14 protein-coding genes are annotated in these 16,385 nt (G+C 72.2%); 5 read left to right on the plus strand and 9 right to left on the minus strand.

Features of this window, described 5'->3' with window-relative positions:
* Positions 1-36 precede the first annotated feature (36 nt).
* A complete protein-coding gene (locus ACSNN8_RS06120; RefSeq protein ID WP_436647463.1) occupies positions 37-744 on the plus strand; it encodes a nucleotidyltransferase domain-containing protein in 708 nt (235 codons plus the stop codon).
* Here ACSNN8_RS06120 and ACSNN8_RS06125 read toward each other — a convergent pair whose 3' ends face one another.
* Positions 745-1,434 (minus strand): VIT1/CCC1 transporter family protein, encoded by a 690-nt coding sequence (locus ACSNN8_RS06125; RefSeq protein ID WP_436647464.1) that lies wholly within the window; start codon positions 1,432-1,434, stop codon positions 745-747.
* Positions 1,431-2,288, minus strand: a complete 858-nt coding sequence (gene map, locus ACSNN8_RS06130; RefSeq protein WP_436647465.1) for a type I methionyl aminopeptidase — start codon at positions 2,286-2,288, stop codon at positions 1,431-1,433. Before map ends, ACSNN8_RS06125 begins: the two co-directional genes overlap by 4 nt.
* Before the next feature lie 123 nt (positions 2,289-2,411).
* On the opposite strand from map, the gene ACSNN8_RS06135 reads away from it, so the two are divergent.
* Positions 2,412-2,723 carry an STAS domain-containing protein gene (locus tag ACSNN8_RS06135; protein WP_436647467.1) on the plus strand — a complete coding sequence of 104 codons (312 nt, stop codon included), beginning with the start codon at positions 2,412-2,414 and terminating at the stop codon, positions 2,721-2,723.
* On the opposite strand, the gene ACSNN8_RS06140 is transcribed toward ACSNN8_RS06135, so the two are convergent.
* The 7 genes from ACSNN8_RS06140 to ACSNN8_RS06170 all read right to left on the minus strand — a co-directional run bounded on the left by ACSNN8_RS06140 (position 2,713) and on the right by ACSNN8_RS06170 (position 13,331).
* Positions 2,713-6,216 (minus strand): SpoIIE family protein phosphatase, encoded by a 3,504-nt coding sequence (locus tag ACSNN8_RS06140; protein WP_436649429.1) that lies wholly within the window; start codon positions 6,214-6,216, stop codon positions 2,713-2,715. The two genes, ACSNN8_RS06135 and ACSNN8_RS06140, sit on opposite strands and share 11 nt — an antisense overlap.
* Before the next feature lie 126 nt (positions 6,217-6,342).
* Positions 6,343-7,092: a gamma-glutamyl-gamma-aminobutyrate hydrolase family protein gene (locus tag ACSNN8_RS06145; RefSeq protein ID WP_436647469.1), complete on the minus strand. Its 750-nt coding sequence runs from the start codon at positions 7,090-7,092 to the stop codon at positions 6,343-6,345.
* Between the two features lie 25 nt (positions 7,093-7,117).
* Positions 7,118-7,804, minus strand: coding sequence for a gamma-glutamyl-gamma-aminobutyrate hydrolase family protein (locus tag ACSNN8_RS06150; protein WP_436647470.1), 687 nt, complete (start codon positions 7,802-7,804; stop codon positions 7,118-7,120).
* Positions 7,805-8,038: 234 nt separating this feature from the next.
* Positions 8,039-8,803 (minus strand): 3-oxoacyl-ACP reductase, encoded by a 765-nt coding sequence (locus ACSNN8_RS06155; protein ID WP_436647472.1) that lies wholly within the window; start codon positions 8,801-8,803, stop codon positions 8,039-8,041.
* Positions 8,804-10,165, minus strand: a complete 1,362-nt coding sequence (locus ACSNN8_RS06160) for an aldehyde dehydrogenase family protein (RefSeq protein WP_436647473.1) — start codon at positions 10,163-10,165, stop codon at positions 8,804-8,806.
* A gap of 244 nt (positions 10,166-10,409) precedes the next feature.
* Complete coding sequence (locus ACSNN8_RS06165) at positions 10,410-11,756, minus strand: glutamine synthetase family protein (protein WP_436647474.1); 1,347 nt, start codon at positions 11,754-11,756, stop codon at positions 10,410-10,412.
* 48 nt (positions 11,757-11,804) lie between these two features.
* A complete protein-coding gene (locus ACSNN8_RS06170; RefSeq protein WP_436647475.1) occupies positions 11,805-13,331 on the minus strand; it encodes an amino acid permease in 1,527 nt (508 codons plus the stop codon).
* Positions 13,332-14,006: 675 nt separating this feature from the next.
* On the opposite strand from ACSNN8_RS06170, the gene ACSNN8_RS06175 reads away from it, so the two are divergent.
* The 3 genes from ACSNN8_RS06175 to ACSNN8_RS06185 are packed head-to-tail and all read left to right on the plus strand — an operon-like array spanning position 14,007 to position 16,364.
* The gene (locus tag ACSNN8_RS06175; protein WP_436647476.1) at positions 14,007-14,378 is read left to right on the plus strand and encodes a MerR family transcriptional regulator; all 372 of its coding nucleotides are present in this window, start codon (positions 14,007-14,009) and stop codon (positions 14,376-14,378) included.
* 34 nt (positions 14,379-14,412) lie between these two features.
* A complete protein-coding gene (locus ACSNN8_RS06180; protein ID WP_436647478.1) occupies positions 14,413-15,708 on the plus strand; it encodes a sensor histidine kinase in 1,296 nt (431 codons plus the stop codon).
* Positions 15,705-16,364, plus strand: a complete 660-nt coding sequence (locus ACSNN8_RS06185; RefSeq protein WP_436647479.1) for a response regulator — start codon at positions 15,705-15,707, stop codon at positions 16,362-16,364. Before ACSNN8_RS06180 ends, ACSNN8_RS06185 begins: the two co-directional genes overlap by 4 nt.
* Positions 16,365-16,385: the final 21 nt, after the last annotated feature.

Raw genomic sequence — 16,385 nt, forward strand, 5'->3', positions numbered from 1 at the left:
CCTTCCGCGTACGGATGGATGTCCGAGAATGACAGGGTGCACGACGAGATCAGCTTCACCTCGCCGCGGGGACAGCTCGCGGCCCGTCTGCGTGACGTGATCGAGCACCGCTGGCCGGCCGAGGTCCGGGCGATCGGCGTGCACGGCTCGCTCGCCCACGGCGTCGACCACGACGGCAGCGACGTCAACCTGGTCGTGGTCACCTACCGGCCGGGCGCCGGCCCGCGCAGCGCGCTGCGCAAGGTGGACGGCATCCTGGTCGACCTCCAGGTGGTGACCGCCGAGGAGGGGCTACGCCGGGCGCGCGAGCTGACCCCGCGCTGGCCGCTGGAGGCCGAGCGGTACGTCACAGCCCGCCCGTTGCACGATCCGCGCGGCTGGTTCGCCGAGCAGCGCGACGCCCACCTCAACCGGCTCACCGAGGCCCGGCCGGTGGAGTTCAGCGGCCTGGCCCGGCACAACTGGGAGATCGCCTCGGCCGCGCACGGCCGCGCGGTGCGCCTGGTCGAGTGGTACGAGACCGACGCCGCGCTCGTGATGATCGCGGAGGCCCGGCTGCACGCCGCGCTGGTGGCCGGCCTGCTCACCCGCACCTACTTCCGCAACCCGGCCGACGCCGTCCAGCGCACCGGCCTGGCCGGCGCCGGCGTGCAGGAGCTCGGCGGCGTGCTCAAGCAACAGGCCGACGAGCTCACCGCCCGCGGCAAGCCGGTCGACGGCAACCTCGCGCTGCTCTTCGAGTGATCAGACCCCGATGAGGGCGCCGATCCCGTACGTCGCCGCGGCCGCCACCGCCCCCAGTGCCAGCTGCCGGAGGCCGCCCAGCCACCACGGCCGGGCCGTGAACCGGCCGACGACCGCGCCCGTGACGAATAGGCCGAGCCCGCCCACGGCCAGCGCGAGCACCAGGCTGTCGAAGCCCAGCAGATAGGTGAGCAGCGGGATCAGCGCGCCGGCCGCGAAGCACACGAACGACGACCCGGCCGCCGTCCACGGGCTGGGCAGCTCGTCCGGGACCACGCCCAGCTCCTCCTGGGCGTGCACGCGCAACGCCTGGTCGGGGTGCGCCTTGAGGACGTCGGCGACCTGGCGGGCGAGCGGTTCCGGCAGCCCGCGCGCGACCCACATGCCGACCAGCTCGTCGGCCTCGCCCTCGGGGTTGACGGTCAGCTCGCGCAGCTCCTTGGCCAGCTCGGCCGCGACCTGCTCGTTCTGGGTGCGCACGCTGGTGTACTCGCCGATGCCCATCGAGATCGCACCGGCGACCAGCCCGGCCACCCCGGTGAGCACCAGGGCGCTGCGGCCGGCCCCGCCACCGCCCACGCCCGCGATCAGCGCGATGTTGGTGACCAGGCCGTCCATCGCGCCGAACGTCGCCGCCCGCAGCCAGCCGCCGGAGACGTCGGCGTGGTGGTGCTCGACGGCCGCGGTCACGGCAGGGTCAGGATCTCGGCGCCGTCCTCGGTGACCACCAGCGTGTGCTCGAACTGAGCCGTCCACTTGCGGTCCTTGGTGACGACCGTCCAGCCGTCGTCCCACACGTCGTACTGGTAGGTGCCTAGCGTGATCATCGGCTCGATCGTGAAGGTCATGCCGACCTCCATGACGGTGTCGAGGCGCGGGTTGTCGTAGTGCGGGATGTAGAGCCCGGAGTGGAACGTCTCGCCGATGCCGTGGCCGGTGAAGTCGCGCACCACGCCGTAGCCGAAGCGCTTGGCGTACGACTCGATGACCCGGCCGATCACGTTGATCGGGCGGCCCGGCGCGACCGCCTTGATGCCGCGCATCATCGCCTCGTGGGTGCGCTCGACCAGCAGCCGCGCCTCCTCGGCGGGCTCGCCCACGCAGAACGTCGCGTCGGTGTCGCCGTGCACGCCGTCGAGGTACGCCGTGACGTCCACGTTGATGATGTCGCCGTCCTCGAGCACCGTCGAGTCCGGGATGCCGTGGCAGATGACCTCGTTGAGCGACGTGCAGCACGACTTGGGGAAGCCCTTGTAGCCCAGCGTCGAGGGGTAGGCGCCGTGGTCGCAGAGGAACTCGTGCACCACCCGGTCGATCTCGTCGGTGGTGACGCCGGGCTTGCAGTGCTCACCGGCGAGCTGGGTGGCCTGCGCCGCCAGCCGCCCCGCGACCCGCATCTTCTCGATGGTCTCGGGGGTCTGCACGTGCGACCCGCGCCACTCTTTCGGGCGCTTCTTGCCGACGTACTCCGGGCGGACGATCTGCGCCGGGACCGCCCGCCAGGGCGACTGCTTTCCCGGCGCCAAGGGGGCGCGAACGGTCATACCTCCAGCCTATCGCCGCCACGGCGGGCCGATCCGCGATGCCGGCGGCCGTCCCATAACAGGTTCGCCGGGCGCGATCGACCGGTTCTTGCCGCTCCCGGACCCCTGTGTAATCGTGTCTGCGTGGATCAAGAGCGGGCGGACGAGAACTTCACGGCCACCGCGGCCGTGGAGGGCGGCCGGGTCGTCGTGACGGTCACGGGTGAGGTCGACATGTCCACCGCGGACGCCATGCTGCACACCGCCACCAAGGACGCCTCCCCCGCCGCCGTGCTCGACCTGCGGGCGGTCACCTTCTTCGACTCGGCGGCCATCCACGCGCTGCTGCGGCTCGTCGACCACTACGGCGAGCGGCTCACGGTCCTGCCGTCGCCGCAGGTGCGCCGGGTGCTGGAGATCTCGGGGCTGTCCACCCAGCCGTGGCTCAGCGACTGAGCGGCCGCCGCAGGGTCACCGACGTCCCCGCCGGGGAGCGCATCACCGCCAGCTCCGAGAGCGCGCCGATCAGCGCGAGCCCGCGGCCGCGGAAGCCGCCCGACGAGCTGGGCCGCCAGCTGCCGGTGTCCCGTACGGTGATCGTCACCGCGTCGTCGGCGAGCGCGGCCTCCACGGTGATGAACGGCTCGGCCGGTTCGATCGGGTGCTCGATCGCGTTCGCGGCCGCCTCCGAGACCGCCACGGTCAGGTCGAAGATGTCGGCCTCGGGCACGTCGTGGGCGGTGAGGAAGTCCTCGAGCCGGCGGCGCAGCACGCTCAGCCGGGTCGCCTCGGCGGGCAGCCGCAGCAGGAACTCCTGCGGCTCGGCGACCTGAACGGCGAGCAGCGCGATGTCGTCGCGCCGGGTGCGCTTGGCCGCCTTGGCCAGCAATGCGTCCAGGAGATCCTCCACGTGTTCGGCGGGCTCGGCGGCGTCGGCGGTGAGCTCGGCCAGCCCGGCGTCGATCCCGGTCTCCCGGTCCTCGACCAGGCCGTCGGTGTAGAGCAGCAGCCGCGCCCCGGGCGGCAGGTCGGCGACGAGCGTCGGGTAGCTCACGTCGGTGAGCGCGCCGACCGGCGGGCCCAGCGCTGTCATATGGAGGAACGAGCCGGCCTCGCCGGGCGGCACGACCAGCGGCGAGGGGTGCCCGGCCGACGAGTAGTGCAGCCGCCGGGTCGCGGGGTCGAGGCGCACGCACACGACCGTCGCGAACTGCCGCCGGCCGAGGTTGTCGACGAGGCGGTTGAGCCTGGTCAGCGCCTCGCCGCAGTCGAAGCCCTCGAGGACGTACGCCCGCAGCGCGTTGCGCAGCTGGCCCATGACGGCCGCCGCCTGCACGCCCTTGCCGACCACGTCGCCGATGACCAGGAACAGCTGGTCGTCGCGGCCCGCGATCACGTCGTACCAGTCGCCGCCGACCTCGGCCTCGCTGCTGCCGGGCAGATAGCGGCTGGCCACGACCGCCCCCGGCACCTGCGGCAGCGACTCCGGCAGCAGGCTGTGCTGCAGCGTGCTCGCGATGCGGTGCTCGGCCTCGTAAAGCCGCGCGTTCTCGATGCGCAGCCCGATGATCCGGGCCAGCTGGGCGACCACGGGGGCGTCGAGGGTGCCGTGCGGCGACGACCAGACCCGCAGCTCGCCGACGGTCGCCCCGGACGTGTCCGGCAGCGGCAGCGTCACGTCGGGGGCGGTGTGCGGGTCGGCCCCGCCGTCCACCTGCGCGCGGGCGCCCGGAGCGTCGATCACCACCCGCCCCGCCGCGGTCATCTCGCGCACGTGGTGGGCCGCCACGTCGAGGACCTCCGCCGTGGTGCGCGCGGTGTTGACGGCGGCGGCCGTGTCGACCAGCCCGCGCAGCCGGTCGATGATCCGGCGGCGGGCCTGGCCCAGGTCGAGGTTGGCGCGCACCCGGGCGGTCAGGTCGCGGGAGGAGAACGGCTTGACCAGGTAGTCGTCGGCGCCCGCGGCGAGGCCCTCGCTGGAGGCCTCCTCGCCGGCCCGCGCGGAGAGCACGACGATCGGCACGTCGCGGGTGCGCTCGTCGGCGCGCAGCGCGGCGATCAGGCCGAACCCGTCGAGCCGCGGCATCATCACGTCGGTCAGCACGAGGTCGAACTCCTGCCGCCGGGCCAGGTCGAGCGCGGCCTGCCCGTCCCCCACCGTCGTGACGTCCCAAACCTGGCGCAGCAGCCGGGTCAGGTGGTCGCGCAGGTCGGCGTTGTCGTCGGCGACCAGGATCCGCCCGCGCGGCACACCCGTCTCGGCGGGCGCGGGCACGGGCACGGGCAGCGCGTCGCCGGCCCACCACTGCTCGGCCTCCTCGACGTACGGCCGGACGTCGATCGTCGGGGCCACGCGGTCGGCGGCCTCGGTGATGCGGTCGGCCGGCAGGTGGGCCGTGCCGAACGGGACGGTGACCGTGAAGGTGCTGCCCTCGCCGAGCCGGCTCTCGACGCCGGCCGTGCCGCCGTGCAGCTCGGCTAGCTCGCGCACGAGGGCGAGCCCGATGCCGGTGCCCTCGTGACTGCGCGCCCAGACACCGGTGACCCGGTGGAAGCGGTCGAACAGCAGCGGCAGCTGGTCGGGGGCGATGCCGATGCCGGTGTCCCGTACGGTCAGCTCGGCCCCCCGCTCGCCGGCGCGCAGGCGCACCTCGACGAGCCCCGACGGGGTGTACTTGACCGCGTTCGAGAGCAGGTTGAGGACGATCTTCTCCCACATCTCGCGGTCGACGTGGACGGGCGCGGCCAGCGGCGGCACGTCCACCACCAGCCGCAGCCCGGCGCGCTCGGCGGCCGAGCGGAACGTGCTGGCCAGCCGGGCCGTGTAGTCGGCGAGATCGGTGGGCTGGTACGCGGCGCGCAGCCGGCCGGACTCCAGGCGCGAGAAGTCGAGCACGGTGTTGACGAGCTTGAGCAGCCGCAGGCCGTTGCGGTGCATGGGCTTCAGCCGCTCGCGCTGCTCGCCGGGCAGGTCCGGGTCGTCGAGCAGGTCCTCGAGCGGGCCGAGGATCAGCGTCAGCGGGGTGCGGAACTCGTGGCTCACGTTGGAGAAGAAGTTGGTCTTCGCTCGGTCCAGGGCGGCTAGCTCCGCGGCCCTGGCGCGTTCCTGCTCGTACGCCCGCAGGTTGCCCACGGCGCGGGAGATCTGCGCCGCCGCGAGCTCGAGGAAGTCGCGGTAGCCGCCGCCCAGCGCCAGGTACCGGCTCACTCCGACCACGAGCGCGCCGGCCGTTCCCGTGCCCACGGTCAGCGGCAGCACGAGCGCCTGGTCGGCCGCCGAGGGTGGCGCGTCGACGATGTCGAGCAGCGCCACCGACTCCGCCCGCCCCGTCCGGATCACCCGTCGCACCACCGTGGACGCGCTCGCCGCGCCGTCGATGACGACCTCGGCGTACGGCACGTCGGCCGCGTTCTCCGCGAACACCGCCTCCACCTCGGCCGTGAGCGCCGCCTGGTCGGGCGAGCCCGCCAGCCGCGAGCCCAGCGCGCTCAGCGTGCGCACCCGCCGGCCGCTGAGCACCCGCTCGGTGGTGTCGCTGACGATGCAGAAGACGCCACCCACCTCGCCGGAGGCCGTACGGATCGGGTCGTACGAGACGTCGAAGTAGGTCTCCTCGAGGAACCCGTGCCGCTGGAGCATGAACGGGTGGTCGGCCGCCCAGAACGCCTCGTCGCCGGCCCGCACCCCGTCGAACAGCGCCTCGAGCACCGACCACGCCTCGGCCCACATCTCGTGCCCGGGCCGGCCCAGGTGACCGGGGTGCTTGTCGCCCATCACCGCGATGTAGGCGTCGTTGTAGAGCGCGCAGTAGTCGGGGCCCCAGAAGATGACGACCTGGGCGCGGGAGGCGAGCATCGTGGCGACCGCGGCCTGCAGCTCGGGCGCCCAGCCGGCGGGCGGCCCGATCGGGCTCGCCGACCAGTCCAGCGCGAGCATGCGGCGGCCCATCTCGCCGCCACGCTCGAAGGCCGCCAGCAGCCGTCCCGGCACGCCGTCCAAGCCATGGCCTCCCACACTCGACCGGTTCCGGTTCAGCACGGTAACACCGGATCGAACGCGCGGCGCGCGGACCGGTTACGCCGCGAAGGCGGCCGGCTGCAACCCGGAACGCCCGGCGGCCGCCTCGACGAGGGCGGCGAACACGCGCAGATCGGCGGTGCGCTCGGGATGCCACTGCACGCCCACCGCGTACGTGCGGGACGGGTCCTCGATGAACTCGATGACGCGGTCCTCGGGGCACCAGCCGGTGGCCCGGAACGAGCCCGGGTTGTCGACCGCCTGGTGGTGGAACGAGTTCACCGTCGCGTGCGCGCCGAGCAGCCGGCGGGCCATCGAGTCCGGCGCCGTCACCACGTCGTGCCGCCCGAACGCGGAGGCGTCCGCCGCGAGCGGGTCGGTGCCCGCGGCCGCGCGGTGCCGCTCGTGGCCGATCAGATCGGGCAGGTGCTGGTGCAGCGAGCCGCCGGTGGCCACGGCCATCACCTGCATGCCGCGGCACACGCCCAGCACCGGCAGGTCGGCCTCGAGCGCGGCGCGCATCAGCAGGATCTCGGACACGTCGCGCGGCTTGTCGGTCTCGGTCTCCGGATGCCGCTCGGCGCCCCAGGCCGCCGGGTCCATGTCGCCGCCGCCGCAGAAGACGATGCCGTCGAGGGAGTCGATGACGTCGGTGCCCGGGTCGTCCGGAGTGATCAGCACTGCTCTGCCGCCCACGGCATGCACGGCCTGCACGTACGTCATCGGCAGCATGCCCGCCATGACGTCGTTGCCGTTGTAGGTCACCTGCTGGGCGTAGCAGGTCATGCCGATCAAAGGCCTGCGCATGTGGTGCATTCCTTTCCCGTTGCGGTCAGCTCCGGCGTGCGGCTGCCACGAGCGCTCCGAAGAGCCGCTCGTCGCGGATGGTCTCGGGATGCCACTGCACGCCCAGCACGAAGCGGTGATCCGGATCCTCGACTGCTTCGGCGAGGCCGTCCTCGGCACGGCCGGTGACCGTGAGGCTGCCCGCATCCGCGACGCCCTGGTGGTGGAAGCACCGGATCGCGAGATCGTCGCCCATCAGGCCGGCGATGCGGCTGCCCGGAACGAACGACGCGTCGTGCTCGCCGTAGACACCGGGGGCCGGTCGGTGCTTCTCGTGTCCCAGAACGTCCGGCAGATGCTGGTGCAGCGTGCCACCGGCGGCGACCACCAGCAGCTGCATGCCGCGGCAGACGCCGAGAACGGGTATGTCCGACTTTAACGCGCGACGCACGAGCAGTATTTCGGCGCGGTCACGATCCGGGCGCGGCACGGTCAAGGGCTCCGGCTCGGCGCCGTAGAGCTCGGGGCTCACGTCCGGGCCTCCGGCCAGCACGAGCCCGTCCAGCACGTCGAGCACGTCGGTGTCCTCGTGCTGGGGGATCAGAACGGGACGACCACCCGCCTGGGTGACGGCCTCGGTGTAGTCGTGCGGCACGAGCGTGGTCGGCAGGTCCTGCCAGACACCCCAGGTTGCCTGCTCCACATAGGTCGTGATGCCGATGATCGGACGCATCGCCCCACCGTAACGAGATCGTGTTTCCCCGACAGCCGCTGAACGGATACGAGCGGGAGTCCGATGGTGGATAGAGGCGCGCGGCGTCGCCTCCGACATCGGAGGCGGCGCCGCGCCCGGGTCCCTCTGTCCCACCCGTACGGGGATCGACCTGCACGGGCGGGGATTCGACCCCTTCACCCGCCGAAGCGGGTGTAAAAGGGGCGTTGCCCGTGTAACCGGAGTCTCAAACATTCACAGCGGAGTTACATAGGCTCCCGTGATGCCACCGTCGACGACGAACTGCGACGCGGTCATGAACGAGGCGTCGTCGCTGGCCAGGAACGCGACGGCGGCCGCGATCTCCTCGGGCTCGGCGAACCGGCCCATCGGCACGTGCACCAGACGGCGGGCGGCCCGCTCCGGGTCCTTGGCGAACAGCTCCATCAGCAGCGGGGTGGCGACCGGCCCGGGACACAGCGCGTTGATCCGGATCCCCTCGCGGGCGAACTGCACGCCCAGCTCGCGGGTCATCGCCAGCACGCCGCCCTTGCTGGCCGTGTAGGCGATCTGCGAGGTCGCGGCGCCGAGAAGCGCCACGAACGACGCGGTGTTGATGATCGAGCCCTTGCCCTGCCGCTGCATGTGCGGGATCGCGTACTTGCAGCAGAAGAACACCGAGGTCGTGTTGACCTTGAGGACCCGCTCCCACGCGTCGAGGCCGGTCACCAGGATCGAGTCGTCGTCCGGCGGGGAGATGCCGGCGTTGTTGAACGCGATGTCCACCCGGCCGTGCCGCTCCGCGACCCCGTCGAACAGCGCCCTGACCTGCTCCTCGTCGGACACGTCGCAGGCGACGAACTCGCCCCCGGTCTCCTTGGCGGCGGCCGCGCCGGCCTCCTCCGAGATGTCGACGGCGACGACCTTGGCGCCCTCGGCGGCGAACCGGCGGGCGGTGGCGAGCCCGATGCCGCTGCCGGCGCCGGTGATCACGGCGACCCGATCTTGCAAACGCTCCACTTAATCTCCCATGGCCATAAAGACGTTCTTGACGTCGGTGAAGCTGAGCAGCGCGTCGGGGCCGAGCTCGCGCCCCAGCCCGGACTGCTTCATGCCGCCGAACGGGGTCCAGTAGCGCACCGACGAGTGGCTGTTGACGCTCAGCGCGCCGGTCTCGACGGCGCGCGAGACCCGCAGCGCCCGGCCGAGGTCGCGGGTCCACAGCGAGCCGGACAGCCCGTACTCGGTGTCGTTGGCCAGCCGGATGGCGTCCTGCTCGTCGGAGAACGGCAGCACGGAGAGCACCGGCCCGAAGACCTCCTCGCGCCAGTGCCGGTCGCCGGTCGAGTGGGCCAGCAGCACGGTCGGCGGGAACCACCAGCCGTCCCGGTCCGGCGCCTGCCCGCGGAAGGCGACGTCGGACCCTTCGACGTACGAGGCCACGGTGTCGCGGTGGCCCGCGGAGATCAGCGGCCCCATCTCGGCGGACGCGTGGGACGGCTCCTCCACCCGGAACGCCTTGACCGCCGGCTCCAGCAGCGACAGGAACTTGTCGTACACCGACTCCTGCACCAGCAGCCGCGAGCGGGCGCAGCAGTCCTGCCCGGCGTTGTCGAACACGCTCGCCGGGGCGGAGGCGGCCGCCTTCTCCAGGTCGGCGTCGGCGAACACGATGTTCGCACTCTTGCCGCCCAGCTCGAGGGTCACCCGCTTCACCTGGTCGGCCGCGCCCGCCATGATCGACTTGCCGACCTCGGTGGAGCCGGTGAAGCAGATCTTGCGCACGGCCGGGTGGGTCACGAACCGCTGCCCCACGACCGAGCCCTTGCCCGGGACGATCTGGAAGACGCCGTCGGGAAGGCCCGCCTCGAGGGCCAGCTCGCCGAGCCGGATCGCGGTGAGCGGGGTGAGCTCGGCCGGCTTGAGCACGACCGTGTTGCCGGCCGCCAGCGCCGGGGCGAACCCCCAGCCGGCGATCGGCATCGGGAAGTTCCACGGCACGATGATGCCGACCACGCCGAGCGGCTCGTGGAACGTCACGTCGAGCCCGCCCGGAACCGGGATCTGGCGTCCGCTGAGCCGCTCGGGCGCGCCGGCGTAGTAGTCGAGCACGTCGCGCACGTTGCCCGCCTCCCAGCGGGCGTTGCCGATGGTGTGGCCGGCGTTGCGCACCTCGAGCTGCGCGAGCTCCTCGAGGTGCTCGTCGACCACCGCGGCGAAGCGGCGCAGCAGCCTCGCCCGGTCGCCGGGCGCCACGGCCCGCCAGGCCGGGAACGCCGCGGCCGCCCGCTCGATGGCGGCGTCGGTCTGGGCCAGATCCAGCGACGGCACGGTGGTGAACACCGCGCCGGTCGAAGGATCGATCACTTCAGTCGTCGTCACAGATCCCTCCCTCCCGGATCCTTACACACGGCAAAGGATCTTGAATCCGCTCGTCGGCGGCTTGTGGACAACGTCCTTCTGTGGATGACGCCGCGCCCTGCCCCCGGCGCGGCTAGGCTCGGCCCCGCCGCACGTCCCTGGGTGGGCGGGGGAGGCGGTGGCCCACCGCGCCGAGCCGGGCGAAGCGGGGGCCGAGCCGGGCCGGGGAGAGCGCGCGAGGCGGCGGCCCGCCCCGCGCGGGCGGTCACATGCGCTCGAAGCCGCGCCGCAGCTCCCAGTCGGTGACGGCGGCGTCGAAGGCGGCCAGCTCGACCTTCGCCATGTTGGCGTAGTGGCCGACGACGTCCGCGCCGAAGGCGGCGCGCGCCACCTCGCTGCCCAGCCACAGCTCGTGCGCCTCGCGCAGCGTGGTCGGCACCCGCTCGGCGTCGGCGTCGTCGTACGCGTTGCCGGTCGTCTCCGGCTCCAGCGGCAGCGAGTTCTCCAGCCCGTGCAGCGCGCCCGCGATCAGCGCGGCGATCGCCAGGTAGGGGTTCACGTCGCCGCCGGGCACCCGGTTCTCCACGCGCATGCCCTGGCCGTGCCCGGCGATGCGCAGCGCGCAGGTGCGGTTGTCGACGCCCCAGCGCAGCGCGGTGGGCGCGAACGACCCGGGCTGGTAGCGCTTGTAGGAGTTGATGTTGGGCGCGAACAGCAGGCTGAACTCGCGCATCGTGGCGAGCAGCCCGGCGAGCACGCGCTGCCCGGTCTCGCTCAGGTGCGCCGGCCCGTCGCCGAGCATGGCCGACTTGCCGTCGGAGCCGCGCAGCGAGAAGTGGATGTGGCACGAGTTGCCCTCGCGCGCGTTGGGCTTGGCCATGAAGGTCAGCGCCATCCCCTCCTGCGCGGCGATCTCCTTGGCGCCGTTCTTGTAGATCACGTGGTTGTCCGCCGCGGTCAGCGCGTCGGCGTAGCGGAAGGCGATCTCGTGCTGGCCGAAGTTGCACTCGCCCTTGGCGCTCTCGGGCACCAGGCCGGCGCCGTACATCTCGTTGCGGATGCGGCGCAGCAGCGGCTCGACCCGCGCGGTGCCCAGCAGCGAGTAGTCCACGTTGTACTGGTTCGCCGGGACGAGGTCGCGGTAGTTCTTGTCGAACGCCTGCTCGTACGTGTCCTTGTAGAGCACGAATTCCAGTTCGGTGCCGGCGTACGCGGTGAGGCCGTGCTCCGCGAGCCGGTCGAGCTGGCGCTTGAGGATCTGCCGCGGCGAGGCGTACACGGGCTCGCCGCCGGTGGTCTCCAGGTCGGCGAGCACCATGGCCGTACCCGGCTGCCACGGCACCGGCCGCAGCGTGCCGAAGTCGGGCTTCATCACGAAGTCGCCGTAGCCGCTGGACCACGAGGACATCTCGTACCCGTCCACGGTGTTCATGTCGACGTCGACCGCGAGCAGGTAGTTGCAGCCCTCGCTGCCGCCGCTGACGACCTCGTCCATGAAGTAGCGGCCGTGCAGGCGCTTGCCCTGCAACCGCCCCTGCATGTCGGTGAGGGCGAGCAGCACGGTGTCGATCCTGCCGCTGTCGACCGAGACGTCCAGTTCCTCGAGGTCCATGCGGGCTCCTTTCCCCAAGGGGCCGGGCGCAAGCCCGGCCCCGGATGACTACTCGGTCGGCAACGTGGGTTCGCCGTGCGCGGCCTTCTCGATCAGGTTCTGCTTCGGGCCGGTGAACCACTTGCGGGCGCTCACGAACCACCAGATCGTGGCGAAGGCCAGCACGACCAGAACCGCGAAGATCGTGTAGTTGAAGTTCGCCGCGGTGATCGGGCTGGCGGTCGGCAGGACGAAGAGCACGCAGATGATCGCTACCCAGACGATCGCGATCCAGCCGACCGGCGCGCTCCACCGGCCGAGGTTCCACGGGCCGGGCTCGAACTCGGAGCCGAGCTTGCGCCGCAGGAACACCGGCATGACGTACGCGATGTAGAGGCCGATCACGGCGACGGAGGTGGCCGCCAGGTACGCCGTGGTGTTCCACAGCGACGGCAGCACCAGCAGGGTGGACAGCGTCACGCACAGCCAGATCGAGTTGGTCGGCGTGCCCGTGCGCGGGTTGACCTGCTTCCACAGCCGCGAGCCGGGCAGCGCGCCGTCGCGGGCGAACGCGTACGACATCCGGGAGTTCGCGGTCACCGAGGCCATGCCGCAGAACCACTGCGCCACCATGCAGATGAACAGCAGGAACGTGCCCAGGTCGTGGCCTGCAGCGTCGATGAAGATCTGCGCGGGCGGCAGGGCCAGCTCGGTGGTGCGCTCGGCCTCGTAGTCCTGGATCGACCACGTGATCGCGAACAGCAGCACGAAGCCGGCGATCACCGACACCACCACCGACATGACGATGCCGCGCGGGGCGGCGCGGGCGGCGTCGTGCGTCTCCTCGGCCACGTGCGCCGAGGCGTCGTACCCGGTGTACGTGTACTGCGCCATCAGCAGGCCGATGAGCACCGCGTACACGCTCGCCCCGGCGAAGGTGAAGCCGGTGGCGTTGTGCACCTCGGTGAAGACCTCGGAGATCGGCTTGTGATTGTCCGGCACGAACGCCAGCACGCCGACGATCACGGCCACACCGACCAGGTGCCACCAGGCGCTGACGTCCGACAGCAGCCGGACGAGGTTGACGCCGAACGTGTTGAGCAGGCCGTGCACGACGATGATCACCAGGAAGATCAGGAACGTCCGGCCGGTGGTGACCTCCATGTCGAAGGTCAGGCTGAGGAACGCCGAGGTCGTGATCGCGGCGCCGAAGTCGATGGCGGCGGTGACGGCGACCTCGCCGAGAAAGTTGAACCAGCCGACGAACCAGGCCCAGGCGGCCTTGTTGCGCTTGGCCAGCGCGGCGGCCCACCAGTACAGCGCGCCGGCGGTCGGATAGGCCGAGCACACCTCGGCCATGGCCAGCGCCACGAAGGTCACCATGACGCCGACGAACAGCCAGCCCAGGGTGATGGCGATCGGGCCGCCGGCGGTCATGGCGATCCCGTACGAGGTGATCGCGCCGGCCAGGATGGAGATGATCGAGAAGGAGACCGCGAAGTTCGAGAAGCCGGACAGTCGGCGATGCAGTTCCTGCTGGTAGCCGAGTTGGGCAAGGCGTTCTTCGTCGGTGCTGGGTGCGGGGTTGGCGCTCATGTGCGGCTCCCTTACCGAAGGGGTGCTGTGACCGGGGCCACGGCGTGCCGTGATGATCTACCCGCTGTGTTACGCGCGTCAATGCACAGCGTTAATTGCGTTGCCGCGCCACCGGCCCGGCCGCACACTCGTAACCACAGCACGCGAGCCCTCGGCAGGCTTCGCGAACACCCGGGGCCGCCTTCGGCGCCCCGGCCCGCGGCGGCGCGGGGCGCGGTCACCTCTCTCTCACGCGGCATCGCCGCGCCACGCGCCCGTCCCGCGCCGCCGCACTCCCCCCGCTCTCCCGCACCGCTCTCACCTGCGGCGATACCTATGGCGCCAGCGATATGTCCAAAAAATCTGTAGCGGCGGTACTAGAAATTCGGAGGCGACGGGCATAGCATTCAAGGCGTCGGCCACGCACAGCCGACACGCAACTGGCACAGACGCTGAGTTGGTTAAGGAGGACGAGATACCGCAGCAACACGCAGTCACAACGTCCCCGACCCGACGAGAGGTGATCGCAGCCGATGCCCTTCACTCCGGTGGTCCGCTAGCGGCACGCAGGCGGACGACCGCATGCGCCGGCGACGGCCGGCACCAGAATTGAAAAGCCAGGGCCCCGGTTACCCGCCGGGGCCCTGGATCGTCTGCGCCGGCCACCCCGGAGACGACTTCCCCCCGGAAGGGACCATGAGCACGACCTTCGACGACGCCGACTTCCCGGCGTACACCATGGGCCGCGCCGCCGGCATGATCGGCGTGACGCCGGCCTTCCTGCGCAGCCTCGGCGCCGCGGGCCTGATCGAGCCCGAGCGCTCCCACGGCGGCCACCGCCGTTACTCCCGCCACCAGCTGCAGCTCGCCCTGCGCGTCCGGCAACTGCTCGACGAGGGCATCCTGCTCACCGCCGCCTGCCGCATCGTGATGCTCGAGGACCGGCTCGCCGCGGCGCACCGCCAGATCCTCGACCTGGGCGGGACGCTCAGCCCCACCGACGACGCGGACATCCCCACCCAGACCCGTCCGGACATCGCAAAGACCCACTACTACCGCGCGACCTGAGGCCGTCGCGCCCGGCTGTGGCAGCCTGAAGGGCATGTCCAGCCTCGACGACTGGCGACGACCGGGACCGACCCCTCGGCAACGCCGCATCGACCTCGTCATCGGCCTCGTCGTGGTCGCCGGCGCGCTGCTCAACGTGGTGCTCAGCCGCAGCGCCGGCGTCTTCGTCTGGGGCGTCGAGCGCAGCCTGGCCGAGCAGCTCGCCTTCGGCTTCGCCGTCACGCTGCCGCTGGTCTGGCGGCGCTCGCACCCCGAGGCGGTCATGGTGTTCACCGCCGTGGTGTTCATCGCCGGGCAGGTGCGCGGCGCACAGGAGATCCAGTTCGCCTCCGGGGCCATCTTCGCGGCGATCTACGCGGCGGGCGCCTGGGCGCAGGACCGCCCGCGCGCCCGCTGGCTGCGCATCGTGGTGATCGGCGCGATGTTCGGCTGGCTCGCCATCGCCTGGCTGATCGCCGCCGACCAGGTGCCCGAGGGCGGGATCCCGGGCGGCTCCGGCGAGCTGCCGCCGCTGCTGGCCGGGATCGTCAACCAGGTGCTGATCAACATGGTGGTGTTCGGCTTCTCGTACTTCTTCGGCGAGACGGCGTGGCTGGCCGCCCGGCGCGAGGCCATCCTCGTCGAGCAGGCCGGGCAGCTGCGCCAGGCGCGGGCCGCGGCGGCCGATCAGGCCGTGTTCACCGAGCGGGTGCGGATCGCCCGGGAGCTGCACGACGTCGTCGCCCACCACGTCTCGGTCATGGGCATCCAGGCGGCGGCCGCCCGGCGGGCCATGGACCGCGACGCCGGCACCGCCCGCGACGCGCTGACCGCCGTCGAGGAGAGCGCGCGGACAGCCGTGGACGAGCTGCACCGCATGCTGGGCGCGCTGCGGACGTCGGACGAGCCGGCGCCCGCGCCGACCGCGGGCGTCGAGCGGGTCGGGGAACTGCTCGAGCGGGTACGCGAGGCCGGGCTCACCGCGGAGTTCGCGGTCTACGGCACGGCCGTGCCGCTTGCCGGCTCGACGTCGCAGGCCGCGTACCGGATCGTGCAGGAGGCGGTGACCAACGCGCTCAAGCACGCGAACGCGTCCACGATCGACGTGCGGCTGCGCTACCTGGCCCGCGACCTCGAGATCGACGTGGCCGACGACGGCCGCGGCTCGACCACCACCGGCGGCAGCGGCGGCGGGATGGGCCTGGTCGGGATGCGCGAACGCGTCGCCGTGCTGGGCGGCACGGTCGAGGCCGGCAACCGGTCGGCGGGCGGCTTCCGGGTGCGTGCCCGGCTGCCGCTCGCGCCCACGGTGCCCGCCCAGCGCGGGGCCGAGCAGGCGGTGGCCTCGTGATCCGGGTCCTCCTCGCGGACGACCACCGGCTGGTCCGCACCGGCTTCCGCGTGATCCTCGACCTCGAGGACGACATCGAGGTCGTCGGCGAGGCGGAGGACGGTGCCCGGGCGGTCGAGGCGGCCGCCCGGCACGCGCCCGACGTGGTGCTGATGGACGTCGAGATGCCCGGCATGGACGGGCTCGAGGCCACCCGCCGGATCGTCGCCGCGGGCGGTGGCCCGTCGGTGCTGATCCTGACCACGTTCGACCGCGACGACTACCTGTTCGCGGCGCTCGAGGCGGGCGCGAGCGGCTTCCTGCTCAAGAACAGCTCGCCGGAGTCGCTGGTCGAGGCCGTACGGGTGGTCGCGCGCGGCGACGCGCTGCTGGCGCCCGAGATCACCCGGCGCGTGATCTCGGCGTTCGCCCGGCCCGGAGCGGCCGCCCGCGCCGAGCCCGCCGCCCGCCTCGGCGAGCTCACGCCGCGCGAGCACGAGGTGCTGGTGGCGCTCGCGGGCGGCGCCACGAACGCCGAGATCGCCGCCGCGCTGCACCTGGGCGAGACCACGGTCAAGACCCACGTGAGCCGGGTGCTGACCAAGCTGGGGGCGCGTGACCGTACGCAGGCGGTCGTGATGGCGTACGAGCTCGGGGTGGTCCGTCCGGGCGGTTGAGCCGACCCGGGTCCTCCGCGC

This window comes from Actinoplanes sp. URMC 104, from assembly GCF_051386375.1.
Lineage (GTDB): Bacteria > Actinomycetota > Actinomycetes > Mycobacteriales > Micromonosporaceae > Actinoplanes.

Coding starts and splice junctions, on each gene's coding strand:
- ACSNN8_RS06140 (WP_436649429.1), bottom strand. CDS start 6,216: ATGGGCCGCCGCATGCTCGCGCTGGACTGGTCGGCGAGCCCGATCGGG.
- ACSNN8_RS06170 (WP_436647475.1), bottom strand. CDS start 13,331: ATGAGCGCCAACCCCGCACCCAGCACCGACGAAGAACGCCTTGCCCAA.
- ACSNN8_RS06145 (WP_436647469.1), bottom strand. CDS start 7,092: ATGCGCAGGCCTTTGATCGGCATGACCTGCTACGCCCAGCAGGTGACC.
- ACSNN8_RS06165 (WP_436647474.1), bottom strand. CDS start 11,756: ATGGACCTCGAGGAACTGGACGTCTCGGTCGACAGCGGCAGGATCGAC.
- map (WP_436647465.1), bottom strand. CDS start 2,288: ATGACCGTTCGCGCCCCCTTGGCGCCGGGAAAGCAGTCGCCCTGGCGG.
- ACSNN8_RS06150 (WP_436647470.1), bottom strand. CDS start 7,804: ATGCGTCCGATCATCGGCATCACGACCTATGTGGAGCAGGCAACCTGG.
- ACSNN8_RS06180 (WP_436647478.1), top strand. CDS start 14,413: ATGTCCAGCCTCGACGACTGGCGACGACCGGGACCGACCCCTCGGCAA.
- ACSNN8_RS06175 (WP_436647476.1), top strand. CDS start 14,007: ATGAGCACGACCTTCGACGACGCCGACTTCCCGGCGTACACCATGGGC.